Consider the following 17,536-nt stretch of genomic DNA (forward strand, 5'->3'; position numbering starts at 1 on the left):
TTAAACCTAAATAATAAAGGAGTATATGGATATGAGTTTTCCAAAGAATTTTTTATGGGGCGGCGCAACAGCTGCCAATCAATGTGAAGGTGCCTGGAATGTTGACGGCAAAGGCGATTCAATCAGTGATCATAACCGCGCCGGCAGTAGAACTGCCGGCACTTCACGGACTTTTGATTTAGTGATTGATACGGATAAGTATTACTATCCAAGTCATACGGCAATTGACTCCTATCATCGCTACAAAGAAGATATTGCTTTATTTGCCGAAATGGGCTTTAAGGTTTATCGTCTGTCAATTGCGTGGACACGTATTTTTCCAAATGGCGACGATACCGAGCCGAATGAAGCCGGCCTGCAATTTTATGATCAGGTATTTGATGAATTAGCGAAATATGGAATTGAACCACTGGTGACTATTTCACATTTCGAATTGCCGTTTAATCTCGGGAAAAACTACGACGGCTTTTTAGATAAACGAACCATCGGCTTCTATGAAAAATACGCAACAACTCTTTTTGAACGCTATAAAGATAAAGTAAAATATTGGCTGACCTTCAATGAAATTAACTTTGGGACAATGGCGCATGGTTTACGCATCAATGGCTTATTTAACCGTGAATATACTGAAACAGAGCAGTATCAAGCGCTGCATAACATCTTTTTAGCTTCTGCAAAAGCAGTCATTGCCGGGCACAAAATCAATCCGGATTTCCAAATCGGCTGTATGCTGGCTTATATCACGATGTATCCGAAAACCTGTCGACCGGAAGATGTGTTGAAAACACAGCAAATGAACGATAAATTTAATTACTTCTGCGGAGATGTTCAAGTGAAAGGCCGTTATCCTTACTTCATGAAGAGCTATTTCGCCAAAAACAACATTGCGCTTGAAATCACAGAAGAAGATCAGCAGATTTTACAAGCGGGCACAGTGGATTACTACACGTTCAGCTACTATATGACAACCTGTATTGCCGCAGATCTCGATCAGCGGGACGACAAATCAGGCGGAAATCTTTTTGGCGGCGTTTCGAATGAATATCTGGAAACTAGCGATTGGGGCTGGCAAATTGATCCGATTGGTCTGCGTTACACGTTGAATCAGATTTATTCTCGCTATGAAGTTCCTTTAATGGTAGTAGAAAATGGACTGGGGGCTTTTGATGAAGTCGAAGCTGATGGCTCCATTAACGATGACTATCGAATTGATTATTTCAAACAACATATTGAAGAAATGGGCAAAGCAATTGACGACGGCGTTGAGCTGATCGGCTACACACCATGGGGCTGTATCGATTTAATTAGTGCAGGAACTGGTGAAATGAGCAAGCGCTACGGCTTTATTTATGTCGATCGGGATGATGAAGGAAACGGCACACTGGATCGAAGCCGCAAAAAATCCTTTTACTGGTACAAACAAGTCATTGAATCAAACGGAGAAAATTTGACCACCGATTAATCAAAATTAGCTATGAGGTTAAAGTGAAAGAAACTATGTAACTTTCACTTTAGCCTCTATTATTTTAAACAAAATATAAATACATATCATTTAATTGAATATAAAAATGAATTAAGTTAAACTTTTATAAGGATATTCTTTCTTTATTTTATAAAAATACATATTTCATAGAAAAGGAGCGATAACTATGTGTACAAGCATCACAATGACCACCGAAGATCAAACGGTGCTGTTAGCTAGAACAATGGATTTTGCAGTTATTTTAGAAACTGAACCAACCTTTATTCCTAGAAAGAAATTTGTTTTTGATCATGATAATGGCTATAATCGACAAAATGAGTATGCGTTTGTCGGGATGGCCCGCCAAATCTCTAATGAACAATTCGTTTTTGCAGATGGTCTAAATGAAAGAGGCTTGTCTTGTGCAACGCTTTATTTCTCTGATTATGCTGAATACAACAGCCAGGATGAACATAAAAAATACTCCCTTGCTCCTCATGATGTAGTTCCTTTTTTACTTTCAACGTGTGCCTCTGTTGAAGAAGTTGCCCGCACAATGGAAAATGCACAGGTAGAAAATACAGTGCTGGACTTTCTAGGCATTGTACTGCCGCTCCACTGGGTAGTAACGGATGCTTCCGGTAAAAGCATCGTCATTGAATACACCAATCAAACGCTAGCTATCCATGATAACACAGTCGGCATTATGACCAACAGTCCTGAATATACTTGGCATACTACTAACCTTAGAAATTATATTGGCCTTGCGCCTAGTCAAAAAACAGAGCTTCAGTTAGAAAATATGGTCATGAAACCTTTTGGTGAAGGCGGCGGCTCTTTTGGTCTTCCCGGAGATTTCACTTCTCCATCAAGATTTGTACGTGCGGCCTTTTTGAAATCCTGCTTACAGGATATTAAAACAGAAATGGATGGTATCACTGCAGTTTTCCATTTACTTTCCAATGTTTCCGTTCCCAAAGGCGTAGTAAAAACCTCGAAAGCCTTTGACTATACACAATATACAGCAATTATGGTCAACAGCTCATTGAAATATTACTACAAAACTTATGACAACCAACGGATTCGCTGTATTCAGCTGGATAATGAAGATTTTGATGCTACAAACGGTAAAATTTGGTCCAGCAATGAAACAGAAGATATTCTTTATCGTAATAGAAAACAAGAATTTCTTTCTTAAAATATACAATAAACAAAGAAACAGCTATAAGGTTCAAAGAGCCCTACAGCTGTTTCTTTGTATTAATCGTTGATAGCTTACAAAGAATTTTGTTTGAATCAAAGTCTATTTAGAGATCATTTGCGCCGTAAACTATCACTTGCAGCAACCACAAGCTTCCTCACAAAAGGCAACGTACTGCGTCAATTTTTCAGAAGGCAAAATGAGAAAACAAAAACAGTCGCCCTTCTTTCTTCTTATACTTCCCGATACTTAATGGCCAAGCCCTTCAAAAAGTTGCGAGCATAACGGTCGCCGCATTTCTGATAATTGCGATGACCTTCTTTTCTAAGGATCGCACTTAACTCGCTGTCAGACGCGTAAACGCCTGCAAGCCTTAACACGTCAAGCATCTCATCACTGGTTAAAGCTAAGGCAATTTTGACCTTTTTTAACAGGACGTTATTGACATTACTCAGATTGGTAATTAAAAACGTTGGTTTAGGCGCTACACCATTTTTAACAGGCGGTTTGCCTCTTTTGTAGGTAATGAAGCCATTCAAAAAAGTCTCCAGCGTATGATTGTCACATACTGCATCCTTTGGCAGTTCTTCTTTATCTTGTTTGGTTAAAAGCACCCGCAGTTCCTCACGAGTAACCTTCTTGCCGCCTAATTCAAAAATCTTCAGCATTTCTGTATCTTTAAGATCCAACGCATAGCGTAGACGAATCAAAATATCGTTATTATTCATTCTCAGCCTCCAAAACTTGTCTTCGTTTCTAGTATATCGGTTTCGTTGGCGGAATGCACTAAATTATTCTGTTTGCTAAAAAGATAATCTGATTATAAAAGTGTAAAAAGCCAATAATAAAAACTTTTGTTCTCTCCTGCTTCACTATCGGCTTTTTAATAAAAAATCGACCTGTTCACCATCTCTATCTGTTTAATGGGATAGAAAATAGTGGTCAGGTCGATTGCTTGGGCGGTCAACGTTACTTTTCCCTCATAAATGTTTTATGGGAACGAGCTTTCATTCATTTTTTTAACTTCCCCGTTGATTCTGTTGTTGCTTTAAGTAGCTACTTATTTTTACGTAGTTATTCGTTTAATCTAAAGCGTTTTGATGAAGCTCTAAGCCAGCCGGCGTAATTAAATAGTATTGACTTGTTCCGCTGAACTGGTCGATTTTCTGATCGTCAATGAATGCTGTCATTGCTTTAGTTACATATTTTTTTGTGTCTGCATCTAAGCTAAGTCCCTCTTGATTTTGGCGAGCGTGAGTGATTTTAACGATATCACCGATTTCAAGTTGCAGATTGGCATTATTTATGCGGCTCGTTAGTTCACTGGCTTTCGTATTATTAAAGACCTGAAGCATAAACGGCTGTTTATCAGCAGCTTGATAGATTACTTCAAGCGTTAGCAGAGGGGTTTTCGTATCTTTGTTGCTGCCATTTAACGTATATGGATCGGTCCCTTGAGCTGTCAGCTTTTGAATGGACGGGTCATAGGTAATAAACGTTCCATAACCGCCATGTCGAACGACATTGATTGTATTATTCAATCGGTACGATAATGACGCGGACACTTGACTCGCAGGCATTTTTGAAACAAGCGGCTCAATCATTACCTGTTGTTGCAGATAGTCGGACAAGGACACCCCTTTACTCAGTGTTTTAGGCTGATTTGTTCCCCATTTAAATGACAATAGCTCATTGCCGAATAAATAGTCACTTGCACTGACAAAATCTTCGGCAGTCGGTGTCTGACCGATTTGGAACGTTTGATTTTGACTAGTTATATTCGGCTGAACGACTACTTGCTCCCAGCCATCATTCGTCACCTGATACGTAATAAGATCACCGCTGGTACTCTTTTTAGGTGCTACTTGATCTTGTTCATATGCAAAAAAGTGACTGTCGCCTTCTGCCGAGATGACCCTAATATAATCGCCCACCTCTAACTGCAGATTGTGCAGTTGCTCGGCTGCACTAGCTCCTGTATCTTTACCAAAAGAAGTCACGGCTTTTTTTAATGTACCCTCTTTTGTAAAAATCTGAATCTGATTATAATTCTTTTCTTTATATGTTCCATTATGGAAAGTGCTGTTTGCTCCATAAGCTTTTAACTGGTGCTTCTCATTGACAACCATGGAAACTTTTTCTTTATGAGATTCTCCGGTGATTTTCAAACTATTGCCGCGTTTAATAGTCAAATCTGTAAATATCCAAGTATTTTCGCCGATTCCATTCGTTAATTTAACTGAAACTTCCTGCATATTAACCAGATCATCTTTACCAAAATTACCAGCATAAACCGGCAGTTTACTCCAAGCAATTTTAAGCTGCTTACCAATCACCGGATCGACATTCGTAACCATATCTTCTGCGGTCACTTCTTCGCCAATGCGAATAGTTCGTTCCACTCCATTGCCTGTTGGTTTGGGTTCAACCGGCAGCCAGCCGTTTTCAGTAATCTTGTAGTAATAAGTATCTTGTGAAGTTGTTACCTTTGAACCGTTAACATAGCGCATTGAGCGTTTCTGTGCTTCCTTATGGTAAATTTTGACAATATCGCCCACGGCTACTTTTTCTTTATCCAATTGGCGGGCTAGTTGATTCCCGTAAGTACTTCCTTTACCTGTCACTTCTTTTTTCATAGTATAATTTTCATCGTAAATAGTAACGACAGGATAGACATTATTAGGTAAGTTTTCTAAAATTTTGACATTACGCCCTTTAGCGACTAATTCCTGATTGACCTTATCGTAATCCAAAATCATGTACACGCCTCGCTGTCCGGACATCACATACGTATCTTGCGGGACTACTTTTAACTTGAAGAATGCTCTCTCACTTACTCCCAGCTCATTTTTCAAAAAGACTTTGGAAGTTTGAGTCGACAATCGCCAGAAATCTCCCTCTTCAAAAACAACAGATGTTACTTTTGATGGTGTTGGCTCAGAATGCAAATCAGTGAAGTAATCTTTGGCATTTATGCGATTTAACTCTTGAACCTTTAATTCCGTGACATCATTACGCGGTGTTGCCTGCGGAAAACTTTCCACTGATTGAATTTGTTTTGAAATCCGATATGTGCCGGCTTTTTCCTCTGCTTCAGTCGCTAATAAATCTTTCCAAATTTCCTTCTTTAAAATCGGATACCCTAAACTGTCTAATTCTTTACGTGTTTCTTCAGTAATCGGTACTCCCCAAAAATCAAAATAGGGTGTTAAATCTGTCTTCGTTAACTTAGAAGTTTGAATAACAAAATATTGCTGCTTCTCAAGGTTGTTAGTCGGCAGCTGCTGGCTTGGGGTCGTTCGATAAAGACGATTTAACATTGGGTAAAAATTATCTCCAAAAGCGCGTTCCAGCCCTACATACATTCCTAAGACACCATAATGATAATTTGAACTATAAGCGGCAGTTTCTTTTTCAATAGACCAAGTAGAATCTTTCGCTTTATTGTCAAAATAACGCTTTATTACGCTTCGATAGGAATTATTTTTTGTTTTACTTTCCACAGCATCGTATGGGCTGTTAATCCCTGACATATGTCCGCTAACATAATTAGAGTAGATATTAACCGTTACTTCTCCCATATTATTCCAAGTATAGTATGGATTTTGATAGGAATGCCCAATTTCATGAAAAAGTCCCCACGAGCTTTGCCCAGACTTACTGCTGAAGACCGTGCGATCGCCGGTTGACTCACTGTGAATTCCTAAAAAATAATCTGTACAATAAAATTTGCCTGCCCCTGTCGTAGGATTGGCAATGTGCAAGCGTTGCGGAGCTTTCTTCGATGAATGGGATCCTTCCATCGATAAATCTGCTGCTTGATTTTCCAAATCAACAATTTCTTTTGCGTAAGTCAAGAAATCATCTGCTTGATTGCCCTTTAAAAAGATATCTTTTGTACGATCAATTCGAGTTGTAACAATTACTTTATCATTGACTAACTCCATAAACGGCACATCCTGAGCATTCGTCAGCGCTGTTTTAAATTCATTTATATCCGTCGTTCCTTGAATATACAGCGGCACTTTGCGTCCGCCTGTAACTTTAACATGCAGCGTTTGAGTATCAGAAAGGTTATTAATGTACACCATGCCGCCTGTTTTAGTATTAGAAAAGCGGTTTTCTCCTTTCACTAATTTAAAAGAACCACCGCCAAAATTTAATTTTCCATTGGTTATATTTTCAACACCATTATATTCACCCCATTGACCGATCATTATCTGTGCATTCTCAGGGGCTTCTTCAACTTCTACGACTATTTCTTCACCCTGCGGTAAAAATAGACCTGTTACTTCAAAGGAAGAGTGATGGAAGCCACGCTGCTCATTGCTCGTACTGCTGGCCGGATCACTTCTCGGTATTGCAGTTATATTCACCATTTCCTCTGCCTGCACTGAAATAGCTGGCATTAAAGCACAAAAAATAAACATCAAAAAAACAAACACTTTCTTTAACAAATAAACACCTCATCATTATTTTTTAAATAATTCATTCTAAAAAGTTAAATCATATAATCATAAAAGAGCTAAAACACCTTTATAAATCCATCTTATTCCCCACAAATAGATGATTTTAAATCAAATCCGTCCATCAAAAGATTCAGCTGAATTATGATTAGAAAAACTTTATCTAAAGAATCATTTTACTCACTATAAGCTTATCTTACTTTAAATTATATCAAAATTCAATAATTTTAATATAAAAAACGAATAAAAATGAAATATTCGAGAAAAAATTAGCAGCAGATAACTTATAGAGTATGTAGCTGTTCGTAGTCGACCGCAGCTATTTAACGAACCTCTTACTGTGATGAGCATTCTATTTCAATCCTTTTCTTTCCCTATAACTTACTTCGGACAACAAACTAGTAAAATTAAAAAAAAAACAAAAATAACCGACCTGTACATCACTGTCGTCATTTTTAGTTTGACATTAAACAGCGTATACAGGTCGGTCTTTTTACGTTAACGTTCTATCTACAGAAAAATCATATACCGTATGAATCACTAAATTACTATTTTACAGAAACATTTTTGTAGTAAGGTGCACCTAAAGCGCGGTAAACTAAGCCTTCTACACGATCATTCACTAGGAATGCTTCTGATGATTGGTACAATGGTGTTACTGGAGAGTTTTCCATAAAGACTTTTTGAGCATCTAATAGTGTATTCCAGCGTTTTTCATTATCCGTTGCATAGGTTGTGGCAGAATCGTTTAATAATTTATCATATTCTTCGTTTTTGAACTTACCGTAGTTTTGTTCACCGTCTGATCTAAGCAATTGCAAGAAGTCGTATGGATCAGCATAAGTCGCAGCCCAGCCGGCTAATACAACATCAAAGTCGCCTTTGCTCATTTGGTCTAAACGATTCTTAAATGGCACGCTTGAAATCGTTACTTTTAAGCCGCTTAGATTTTCCGTTAGTAAGCCTTGAATATATTCAGATAATTTTTTCGCTGAATCGGTATCAGAGGTTAATAGCGTAATGGATGCAGAATCAATGCCCAATTCTTTTTTCGCTTGTTCCCAAAGTTTCTTGCCGCCTTCAACATCAGTCTTCATCAATGCACCGGCTTCTTCAGCAAAATCTTTTCCTGTATCCTGATTCGAAATTCCCTTCGGCACAAATGCATTAATGGCTTTAGAGCCGTCTTTCAAGATATTTTTAGCGATTTGATCAGAATCAATCAGCTTAGTGATCGCATTTCTAGCATTTTTATTCGCAAAAATCTGATTTTCCGTATTGTATTGTAAATAAGAAGTTGACGGATACGTACGGATTACTAGCTCTGGATTTTCTTTTTCCTGATCTACATATTCGCCTTTAATCGGCGCAATATCGGTTTCGCCGCCCTTGAACAGGTTAACGTTTGTTCCGATTTCTTTACTTACTTGAACATTTACTTCGTCTAATTTTACATTTTTAGCATCTCTGTATTTGTCATTTTTCACGTATTTCCACGTAATGCTAGTGCCGTCCCAGTCTTCAAGAGTAAATGGTCCGTTATAAATCATGTTGTCACTGCTTGTACCGTATTCTTTGCCTTTTTCTTCAACATATTTTTCATTCAAAGGATAGAAGGTTGGTTTTGCTAAAAGAGAAGATAGATAAGGAATTGGGTATTCCAAATCAATTTCCAGCGTGTAATCATCTACTGCTTTGACACCTAGCTCAGAAGCAGGTTTTTCCCCTTTAGAGATTGCTGAGTAGTTTTTAAAGCCATCAAATAGATACGCATATTCAGAGCCTGTTTTCGGATCTGCCGTACGTTTCCAAGAATAAACAAAGTCGTTGGCTGTTACTGGATCGCCGTTGCTCCATTTCGCATCGTCACGTAGTTCAATCGTATATTTTTTCCCGTCATCTGTCGGCGTTGCGACTTCTTTGGCTATCGCCGGCGCAGAGGTACTATCATCAGCGAATTCGTATAAGCCTTCCATTACTTGACTGATTGCAGAAAAGCTGACAACATCTGTCGCCTGTGAAAGATCCATGGTTGGTAATTCAGCACTTTCTAATACTTTTAATACTTGCTTTTTATCGCCAGTTGATTCATCTTTTTTGCTTCCAGTACTGCAGGCAGCCAGCGTTAACATTAAAGCCCCAGCAGCAACGGTTGTGGTTAGCCACTTTTTCATAGTCATTTATTTTCCTCCTAGAATCTTTATTAAAAACTGTCAATCGTGTCTTTGTCTAACTCGTTCACGATAGCAACAGCTAATTTACAGGCCGTTTGGTAATCTTCATAAGCAACATAGCCATAATGCGTATGTGCATAGCGCACCGGTACACCAATTACAATCGCCGGTACACCTTTATTGGTTAAATTAATAATGGCTCCGTTCGTACCTCCACCTTTTCTTACTGAACTTTGCATTGGTAAGCCATACTTTTCAGCCGTTTCTTTCGCAAAACGTTGAAAGCGTGGATTCGTAATCATGGAGACATCAAAATTACGCAGCATTGGTCCTCGTTTTAAGCCAGATTGAATCATATATTCCTCGGAAAAGGTGTCGTCAGCAGGACAGCCTTCAAAAACAATTGCTAAATCAGGCTTCACATTGTTCATAGCGACTGTTGCGCCGCGTTCACCGACTTCTTCTTGAGCTGTCATCATGCCGATTAAATTAAAATCAGGCGCTGTAGCTGAAAGCTCTTTTAGCGTTTCCAATAAACAAGCACAGCCGATACGACAGTCAAAAGCTTTACCGATCATAACATCCGTTGGTTCCAGATATTCGAAATGAACATCAGGAATGACAGGATCACCGATTGCGATATTTAGCTTTTCCGCAACCTCTTTCGCACTGGTACAACCAACATCAATAACCATATCGTCAATCGTTTGTACCTTTTGACGTTCGGCGTCAGTCATAAAATGCGGTGGCTTGCTGGCAATAATCCCCGGTACTTCGCTGCCGTCAGCTGTTTTGATCCGGACACGGTGCGCCGGAATAGTATTCGGCACCCAGCCGCCTAAAGGTAAAAAGCGCAGCGTTCCGTTTGGTTTGATCGCTTGAACAATGAATCCAACTTCATCACTGTGTGCATCAAAGACGATCGTCGGGCGATCTGCCTTTTGTTCTCCGACCCGCATATACACATTGCGGATGTGATCTTCCGATACTTCCGCAAAAGATGCAGAAAATTCTTTGGCAACGGCCGTGACATCATCTTCAAAACCTGAGACACCCGATGCATTGGATAAACGTTCGATTAATTCTAATGATTCTTTTTTTTCCATTGCTTCGCTTTTCCTCCTAATAACACTATAATTACTAATTTGCACGACTGATTAATGGGTCCTCCGGCAAATTAGCGATGCAAGCTGTCTATTATTTTATCTTTTAAATTCCACTAATTAGATTATAGTTTAATGAAAGTTCATCTGCAATACATAACAAAAAAATATTTTTATCTTAATTAAAATCTTAAACAAAGCTATACTATACTTGATATCTCAAGAATCTTCAATAATTTAACTAATTTATACATTATATCAGACTTAAAGAATTAAAAAACTCTGTTAAAGTTCCTCATTGTCATTACTCACAACTATGTTATTTAAAGCGCATTTTAAACAAAAAAATTCGCCAAAAGTTTAACTTTTGACGAAGGTTTTGATTGTTCTTTATTTCACTTCTACTTTTGTGCGCCATGACGTTGCACAACGCCCGACAATTTCATCTAAGGTTTCAATATTTTGTTTTCCTTGTGTAGCAAACCACTGTCTGCCTGCTTCTTCGCCTTCGGCCGCAAATGGTTTTACTCCTTCACGCCAAGTCGCTCGTCCACATAGTACCCCACTAAAAGTCGAACCTGCTTCTTTCGCGAATTCCAGCGTCTTTTGAAACAGCTCGGTTGATACACCGGCGCTTAGGAAAATGAAAGGCAGCTCCGTTAACTCGCTTTGCTTTTTAAAATAACCAAGCGCTTCTTTCCTGCTATAAACAACTTCACTTTCTGCAAATCCTTCCACATACTGCATATTTACCGGCACTTCCATTTTTAACACATCGATGTGATATTCTGGCTTGGAAAATTCAATCATTGACTCAAATACTTTATGCGGTTTCACTCTAGCAAAGGCAGCAGATTTTGCATCGGTAATTTCTGTGTCATACGTCACAATTTCCACAAAAAATGGAATATCTTCGCCTAAACATTCACTGCCTAACCGCTCCACGAATACATGTTTCAAATGATTAATCGCCTGTGGCTCATCCGGATCATAATAAAGTAAAAACTTAATCGCATCGGCACCTGCCGCTTTCAAACGGGAGACTGACCAGTCTTCCAGCAAATCCGGCATTCGTCCCGGAACAGTCGCATCATAGCCGGTCTTTTCATAAGCTAAAAGCAAGCCACAATTGTTATTCTTGACCTCAACGGCAGGCAAGCCATACTCGGGATCAAGTAAAATTGCCGTTGAATAAGGAGTCAATTCCTCAGAAGCGACTTTTTTAAACTCAACAATTTCCTCTCCTGTCGCTGTCGTACTGGCATCGGCAATCATTTTTTTCAAAGAACCGCGCTGATCGATTGCCAACGCCTCGATTAAGCCTTGATCATTGGATAAACGATTTAAAGCATCCATTTTCGCTTGACTGATTTTAATCATGCTCCTGTCTCCTTTACACATTTTTGTAAGAGAACTTCTTTAACTAGAGTATACTCGCGCTTTTTATAAAAACAAATAAGAAGAATAATCGGCAGTAAAAGAAAAAAAGTAGCAAGCACCCCTTGACCTGATACGCGTTTCATACTTTATAGTAAAAAAAAGACAGGAGGAAATCATTATGAATCATGGAATGCTTGAACTAACCGATCAACTAGGAATGGATTATTACTTTGTTTCATTGAAAAAAGAAGGGAACACACTTTTCATCCAAAGTCTGAATAGTTATTGCAAAGCCATCCACAAAGAAGTACAATTGGCGGAAATAGAAGGTTTAATCATTGAAGAATCAGCAGGACTGGGTTATGTATGTTTTGATTATAATAAGGAACATTTTCACTTTGTGGAATATGGCAACCAGATTCTGCCGTTTTTCAAAGCGATCCTATTTCCTGCAACGCTTCATCCTTAGTATATAAAAGGAGACTGCTATGACAACTATTCGAGATATTGCTAAATTATCAGGCTACTCTGTTGCCACCGTTTCTCGCGTCTTAAACAATCATCCTTATGTTTCAGAAGAAAAACGGCGAAAAATTTTGGCGCTCATTAAAGAATTAGATTATATTCCCAATATCAAAGCCAGAAATTTAAGTATTGGCGTATCCAAACACATTGCGGTAATGATTCCATTTGCCACTCATCCTTGTACAGATAAAATCGTCAGCGGCATTTTAAGTGCCGCCTTTGAAGCTGGCTATAAAGTAACATTGCTGCCGACGAATTATGATCCAACGATTGAAAAACGTTACTTAGATGAGCTTGCTGCTCAAGCCTGGGACGGTATGATCATCACTTCAAAGAAGCTTTCATTTGAAGTGATTTCTTCCTATTTAAAATACGCTCCGATTGTTTGCTGCGAAGAAACCGGAGACTATCCGCTCTCTTGTGTCGCCATCGATCGCAGAAAATCCTATCATGAGCTTTTTACAGCCCTCATAGAAAAAGGCTATCGCAATATCGGCTTAATTGTCGGCCGGGCCGCAAAGGACAGTGCCAGTACCAGTATCGTTTTAGACACTTATCGCTCTGTGACCGGTCGAAAAGACGATACATACATTGTAAAAAACTGCCGCACCTTTGAAGATGGCGTAAAAGCTGGCGATTATTTTGCCACCTTAAAATCACTTGAAGTTATCGTTACCAACGGAGATGATGTTGCTGCTGGTGTATTGCAAAACGACGCGTTAACATCAATCGATATCATCGGTGAAGAAAATTTGCTACCAAGCCGCTTATTAAATTTCTCTACTGTGGATCATCATTTAGATCAGTGCGGTGAAGCTGCCTTTCAGTTATTGTTTGAAAAAAAGAAAAAAACAATAACGATTCCCCATACTTATATTGAAAGAAACAAAAGATAACAGACAGCTGGCTTTAAAAGTTAGCTGTCTGTTATTTTAGAAATTTTTCTAGATGTCTGCAGAAGTGAAAACTTCTGAAACATCGTCATCATCTTCTAATTTGTCTATTAATTGCTGCAATTGTGCTTTTTGGTCATCCGTTAGTGCAACAAGCGTTTGTGGAATCATCGTGAGTTCCGCTTGCGCTAACGTATAGCCACTTTTTTCCAACGCATCACGAACAGCCGTAAAATCTTCCGGCGCAGTGTAAATTTCGAACACCTCATCAGATGTTTCTAAATCCTCCGCTCCGGCCTCCAGCACAAGCTCCAGCATTACATCCTCATCTACTGTCAATGCCGTCCGTTCAATCACTAGATAGCCTTTACGATCAAACAAATAACTCACAGAACCTGTTTCACCTAAAGAACCACCGTTGCGTGTAAAGGCCACCCGCACATTCGTTGCCGTCCGATTTCGATTATCCGTCAACGCATACACCAAAATAGCAGAGCCTCCCGGTCCATATCCTTCATAAGTAATCTCATCATAATGCTCATTGTCGCCGGCACTACTGGCTTTTTTAATCGCCCGCTCAATATTGTCGTTTGGCATATTAGCTGCCTTCGCCTTATCCATGACCAAACGCAGCGCTGCATTTACAGAAGGATCTCCTCCTCCTGCCTTGGCAGCGACATAAATCTCTCTGGATAACTTCTGAAAAATCTTCCCACGCTTAGCATCCTGCGCATTCTTCCTACCTTGAATATTCTTCCATTTACTATGACCAGCCATAAAAACCTCCTGATTTAAAAGCGGAATGAGCCGCTTAGCCTTGTAGAAAAATGTACAACACTTTCTTACGAAAGTCTTGTACTGTTCATCATCAACTCTTTTCTTTCGTTGTGATTCCCAGCAAGTCTTATACCGTTCATCAGTTCAATTTTTCCATTGTGCTTTTCAGCAAAAGCTCATGCGGTCATCAGCTGTTTTCTCGCTCTTTTTTTCTATTATACCACCGCACTATTCAACCTAGTCAACCATTCTCCTTAATAATCAGTTATTCTAATTTCAACGCTGCTTTTTCCGGCAGTTCATCTTGGCTAATTTCCTCCCACAGTAATACGTGCTGTCCTTTAACTGTCAGCTTGAGGTATCTGTCCGCATGCAGCTTCTTGGAAAAAGAAACAAACTTCATTTTCCTTGGCTCTCCTTCACCCGTATAACAGGTTTGTTGATAGGTGTAATTATCGACCTTGCTCACAGCATCCGGATAGCAGTATTCATACTTTTCACTTGTTTTAGTATAAAGGATTTTCGTTTTGACAAAAGGATTCAGACGATCAATCATTGCTGCAGCATCAGACATATTATTATAAGTATATATTCTTAAACCAACCAATATAGCAATGAAAAAAAGCACTGCCGTTACGAGTGTTTTACAAAAGCATTTCATCCGAATCCTCCTCTCTCACCTTTTTTCTCTATTAGCTATCTTAGCCGTTTTTTGTGTTCTTTTCATCCAGCTTAAGTCTGATTTACGAAACAAAGCGAAAAAGGCTGGAACGAAAACTAAAAATAGTTTCGCTCCAACCTTAACGACTTCTAACTCAACCTCGATTAAACGGTGGTTTGAAGTCAGTTTCTTCGGCAATTTCATAAAATCTGTCAATGCCAATAACGCATTTGTCAGCTTTTACTCCAATTGCTCGAACCTTAACGACTTCTAACTCAACCTTGATTAAACAGTGGTTTGAAGTCAGCTTCTTCGGCAATTTCATAAAAGCTGTCAATGCCAATAACGCATTTGTCAGCTTTTACTCCAATTGCTCGAACCTTAACGACTTCTAACTCAACCTTGATTAAACGGTGGTTTGAAGTCAGCGGCTTCTTTTATGCATTTTTTTAACGCCAATAACTATCAGACAAAACAATACAGCCGTTAATGCACCTGTCGCATCCAGCATTACATCTTGAAACAACGGCGTTCTGCCGCCTGTCAGCATTTGATGAAATTCATCCAGCCCAGCATAACCAGTCGCGCTCAGCCAAGCAACTACAGCAATTAAAAGCGGCTGCTTCAGCTTGGCATTTAATCCTAAAAACCAGCTGCCGCCTAATAGAAAATATGTTCCGAAATGCGCACCTTTTCTAATAAAAAACTCAATAAATTTAGCATAGCCTTTCGCTTGAATACTGACAGTATCGCCAGCATAAATAAACGAAATCCCCTGTAGCTGCTCTTTAAAGGGCTGACCATTTAACCACTTATTCAGCAAGCCGACCTGCGACTGCTGTTCATATGTCTGTGAAGAACTATAAAAAAGAATCGCCATAATTAAAAAAGCGACAACAATATAGAAATCTCCACTTTTCAGATATTTTTTCAACTCGTCACCTCACTCCTCTATTATAAAGGCTCTTTTATCTAAAAGAAACAATCTCTCAATTTTTTTTACTTATGCTATACTAGAAGAAATAGCAAGTAGAAAGAAGGAATCCACATGACCTATTCCCTAAACTGGGATTTAGACAGCATTTTCCCTGGCGGCAGCCAGTCAGCTCAATTAGCCCAACGTATGACAAAATTAAAAGAACAAACCCATAGCTATCATCAGCTCATCGATCAGTGGCAACCGGAAGCCGACACCAACTATCAGGAACTAACGGCAATTTTGGAGCTACAAGGAAGCATTTCAGATGGCTTTTCTCAGTGCAACAGTTTCATCAACGCCTTATTGTCTTCCAATATAAAAGATAAACAAGCCAAAATTCTATCCGGCGATTTGTACGCTTTATTACCTGCTATTCAGTTAGCTGAAACAATTTTTAGTAAAAAAATCACGGCGATTTCCGATGAACAATGGCAGCAGTTAATTACGTTGCCAGACTTTCAGCCGATTGCTTTTCGTTTAGGTGAAATTCGTCGTGACGGTCAAAAGCTTTTATCCGAAGACGCTGAAAATATTATCAATACCTTATCACTTGACGGTTTAAATGCTTGGAGTAGTCATTACGATACAATCGTTGCCACAATCACTATTCCTTTCAAGGAAAATGGGCAAGAAGTACAGCTTTCTGCTGGTCAAGCCTTCAATCGTATGATGGGAGATCCAGATCCTGAAGTACGAGCAGCTCTTTTTGACAAATGGGAAGCCGCTTGGAGTGAAAAAGCGCCCTTATTAGCAGATACCTTAAATCATTTAGACGGCTTCCGCTTGAGTAATTATCAGCTTCATGGAGAAACTGACTTCTTAGAAAATCCATTAAACTATAACCGCATGAAAAAGGAAACCTTAGATGCCATGTGGGCGACAATTCAAAAAAATAAACAGCCTTTTGTCGACTTCTTAACTCGTAAAGCCCAGCTCTTTGGAAAAAATAAGATGGAATGGCAGGATCAGGATGCGCCGATTATTCTGGGCGACTTAAAGGAAAAGACCTTTAGTTTCGATGCTGCAGCCGAATTCATCTTAGAAAATTTTCAGAAATTCAGTCCTAAAATGGCGGATTTCGCTAAAACAGCCTTTGAAAAAAGCTGGATTGAAGCCGAAGATCGCCCGGACAAACGTCCCGGCGGCTATTGTACAGAACTACCTGAAACAAAAGAATCACGCATTTTTATGACCTTTGGTAATTCTATTAATGAAGTAGCTACTTTGGCACATGAACTGGGACACGCCTTCCACAGTAGTGTCATGTGGGATCTTCCTGTTTTGGATCGAGAATACGCCATGAACGTTGCTGAAACAGCTAGTACGTTTGCAGAATTAATTGTGGCAGATGCGACCTTGAAGGAAGCACAAACACCAGAAGAGAAAATCAATCTACTGGACACAAAAATGCAAAATGCTATTGCCATGTTTATGAATATCCATGCTCGCTTTATTTTTGAGAATAAATTTTATACCGCTCGCCAAAACGGACTATTGAGTGAAGATGAAATAACGGAATTAATGCTTGAAGCTCAAAAGGAAAGCTACCAAGACAGCTTGGGAACCTATCATCCTCATTTCTGGGCAAGCAAATTACATTTCTTTATTGATGACGTTCCTTTTTATAATTTCCCTTACACTTTTGGCTACTTATTTAGCATGGGAATTTATGCATACGCAAATCAACAAGGCAGCAATTTTGAAGATCAGTATATTGCTCTACTTCGCGATACTGCTTCTATGAGTTCAGAGGATTTAGCGAAAAAACATCTTGGTGTAGATCTGACACAGCCCGATTTTTGGCAAGCAGGTATCGATCAAGTCATAAAAGACGTGAACGAATTTATGCAGCTCACTGAAGGCTATGTAACCAAATAATGCCAATACAAAGAACCAACCTGATGATTAAGCTCAG

Annotated in this window: 13 protein-coding genes; 5 read left to right on the forward strand and 8 right to left on the reverse strand. The window is 39.2% G+C overall.

Annotated features, from left to right (window positions below; genetic code table 11):
* Window positions 1-31: 31 nt before the first annotated feature.
* Window positions 32-1,462, forward strand: coding sequence for a glycoside hydrolase family 1 protein (locus ABH902_RS04560; RefSeq protein WP_404589368.1), 1,431 nt, complete (start codon window positions 32-34; stop codon window positions 1,460-1,462).
* Between the two features lie 187 nt (window positions 1,463-1,649).
* On the forward strand, window positions 1,650-2,660 hold the full coding sequence (locus ABH902_RS04565) for a linear amide C-N hydrolase (RefSeq protein WP_404589369.1): 1,011 nt from the start codon (window positions 1,650-1,652) through the stop codon (window positions 2,658-2,660).
* 236 nt (window positions 2,661-2,896) lie between these two features.
* Here ABH902_RS04565 and ABH902_RS04570 read toward each other — a convergent pair whose 3' ends face one another.
* From ABH902_RS04570 to lacD, 5 genes are all read right to left on the reverse strand, one after another.
* On the reverse strand, window positions 2,897-3,391 hold the full coding sequence (locus tag ABH902_RS04570; protein WP_404589370.1) for a DUF1456 family protein: 495 nt from the start codon (window positions 3,389-3,391) through the stop codon (window positions 2,897-2,899).
* 354 nt (window positions 3,392-3,745) lie between these two features.
* On the reverse strand, window positions 3,746-7,120 hold the full coding sequence (locus ABH902_RS04575; RefSeq protein WP_404589371.1) for a M60 family metallopeptidase: 3,375 nt from the start codon (window positions 7,118-7,120) through the stop codon (window positions 3,746-3,748).
* A gap of 557 nt (window positions 7,121-7,677) precedes the next feature.
* Window positions 7,678-9,309: a peptide ABC transporter substrate-binding protein gene (locus ABH902_RS04580; protein ID WP_404589372.1), complete on the reverse strand. Its 1,632-nt coding sequence runs from the start codon at window positions 9,307-9,309 to the stop codon at window positions 7,678-7,680.
* A gap of 23 nt (window positions 9,310-9,332) precedes the next feature.
* Window positions 9,333-10,409, reverse strand: a complete 1,077-nt coding sequence (locus tag ABH902_RS04585) for a M42 family metallopeptidase (protein WP_404589373.1) — start codon at window positions 10,407-10,409, stop codon at window positions 9,333-9,335.
* Window positions 10,410-10,796: 387 nt separating this feature from the next.
* Complete coding sequence (gene lacD / locus ABH902_RS04590) at window positions 10,797-11,786, reverse strand: tagatose-bisphosphate aldolase (protein WP_404589374.1); 990 nt, start codon at window positions 11,784-11,786, stop codon at window positions 10,797-10,799.
* 178 nt (window positions 11,787-11,964) lie between these two features.
* On the opposite strand from lacD, the gene ABH902_RS04595 reads away from it, so the two are divergent.
* Entirely contained in the window at window positions 11,965-12,255 is a 291-nt protein-coding gene (locus ABH902_RS04595) for a hypothetical protein (RefSeq protein WP_404589375.1), read from the forward strand.
* A gap of 19 nt (window positions 12,256-12,274) precedes the next feature.
* Window positions 12,275-13,207 carry a LacI family DNA-binding transcriptional regulator gene (locus ABH902_RS04600; protein WP_404589376.1) on the forward strand — a complete coding sequence of 311 codons (933 nt, stop codon included), beginning with the start codon at window positions 12,275-12,277 and terminating at the stop codon, window positions 13,205-13,207.
* A gap of 48 nt (window positions 13,208-13,255) precedes the next feature.
* On the opposite strand, the gene ABH902_RS04605 is transcribed toward ABH902_RS04600, so the two are convergent.
* The 3 genes from ABH902_RS04605 to ABH902_RS04615 form a co-directional block, all read right to left on the reverse strand.
* Window positions 13,256-13,981, reverse strand: coding sequence for a YebC/PmpR family DNA-binding transcriptional regulator (locus ABH902_RS04605; RefSeq protein ID WP_404589377.1), 726 nt, complete (start codon window positions 13,979-13,981; stop codon window positions 13,256-13,258).
* Between the two features lie 265 nt (window positions 13,982-14,246).
* Window positions 14,247-14,642: a YxeA family protein gene (locus tag ABH902_RS04610; RefSeq protein ID WP_404589378.1), complete on the reverse strand. Its 396-nt coding sequence runs from the start codon at window positions 14,640-14,642 to the stop codon at window positions 14,247-14,249.
* 424 nt (window positions 14,643-15,066) lie between these two features.
* Window positions 15,067-15,576: a VanZ family protein gene (locus ABH902_RS04615; RefSeq protein WP_404589379.1), complete on the reverse strand. Its 510-nt coding sequence runs from the start codon at window positions 15,574-15,576 to the stop codon at window positions 15,067-15,069.
* Window positions 15,577-15,690: 114 nt separating this feature from the next.
* Here ABH902_RS04615 and ABH902_RS04620 point away from each other — a divergent pair, with 114 nt between their 5' ends.
* The gene (locus ABH902_RS04620) at window positions 15,691-17,499 is read left to right on the forward strand and encodes a M3 family oligoendopeptidase (RefSeq protein ID WP_404589380.1); all 1,809 of its coding nucleotides are present in this window, start codon (window positions 15,691-15,693) and stop codon (window positions 17,497-17,499) included.
* The last annotated feature ends 37 nt before the right edge of the window (window positions 17,500-17,536 follow it).

Source organism: Enterococcus sp. UD-01, from assembly GCF_044909655.1.
Classification (GTDB): Bacteria; Bacillota; Bacilli; order Lactobacillales; family Enterococcaceae; genus Enterococcus_L.

Excerpts from the sequence above, each read along its gene's own strand:
- ABH902_RS04595 (WP_404589375.1), top strand. The coding sequence starts at position 11,965 with ATGAATCATGGAATGCTTGAACTAACCGATCAACTAGGAATGGATTAT.
- ABH902_RS04570 (WP_404589370.1), bottom strand. The coding sequence starts at position 3,391 with ATGAATAATAACGATATTTTGATTCGTCTACGCTATGCGTTGGATCTT.
- ABH902_RS04560 (WP_404589368.1), top strand. The coding sequence starts at position 32 with ATGAGTTTTCCAAAGAATTTTTTATGGGGCGGCGCAACAGCTGCCAAT.
- ABH902_RS04565 (WP_404589369.1), top strand. The coding sequence starts at position 1,650 with ATGTGTACAAGCATCACAATGACCACCGAAGATCAAACGGTGCTGTTA.
- lacD (WP_404589374.1), bottom strand. The coding sequence starts at position 11,786 with ATGATTAAAATCAGTCAAGCGAAAATGGATGCTTTAAATCGTTTATCC.
- ABH902_RS04605 (WP_404589377.1), bottom strand. The coding sequence starts at position 13,981 with ATGGCTGGTCATAGTAAATGGAAGAATATTCAAGGTAGGAAGAATGCG.
- ABH902_RS04580 (WP_404589372.1), bottom strand. The coding sequence starts at position 9,309 with ATGACTATGAAAAAGTGGCTAACCACAACCGTTGCTGCTGGGGCTTTA.
- ABH902_RS04610 (WP_404589378.1), bottom strand. The coding sequence starts at position 14,642 with ATGAAATGCTTTTGTAAAACACTCGTAACGGCAGTGCTTTTTTTCATT.
- ABH902_RS04585 (WP_404589373.1), bottom strand. The coding sequence starts at position 10,409 with ATGGAAAAAAAAGAATCATTAGAATTAATCGAACGTTTATCCAATGCA.
- ABH902_RS04620 (WP_404589380.1), top strand. The coding sequence starts at position 15,691 with ATGACCTATTCCCTAAACTGGGATTTAGACAGCATTTTCCCTGGCGGC.
- ABH902_RS04600 (WP_404589376.1), top strand. The coding sequence starts at position 12,275 with ATGACAACTATTCGAGATATTGCTAAATTATCAGGCTACTCTGTTGCC.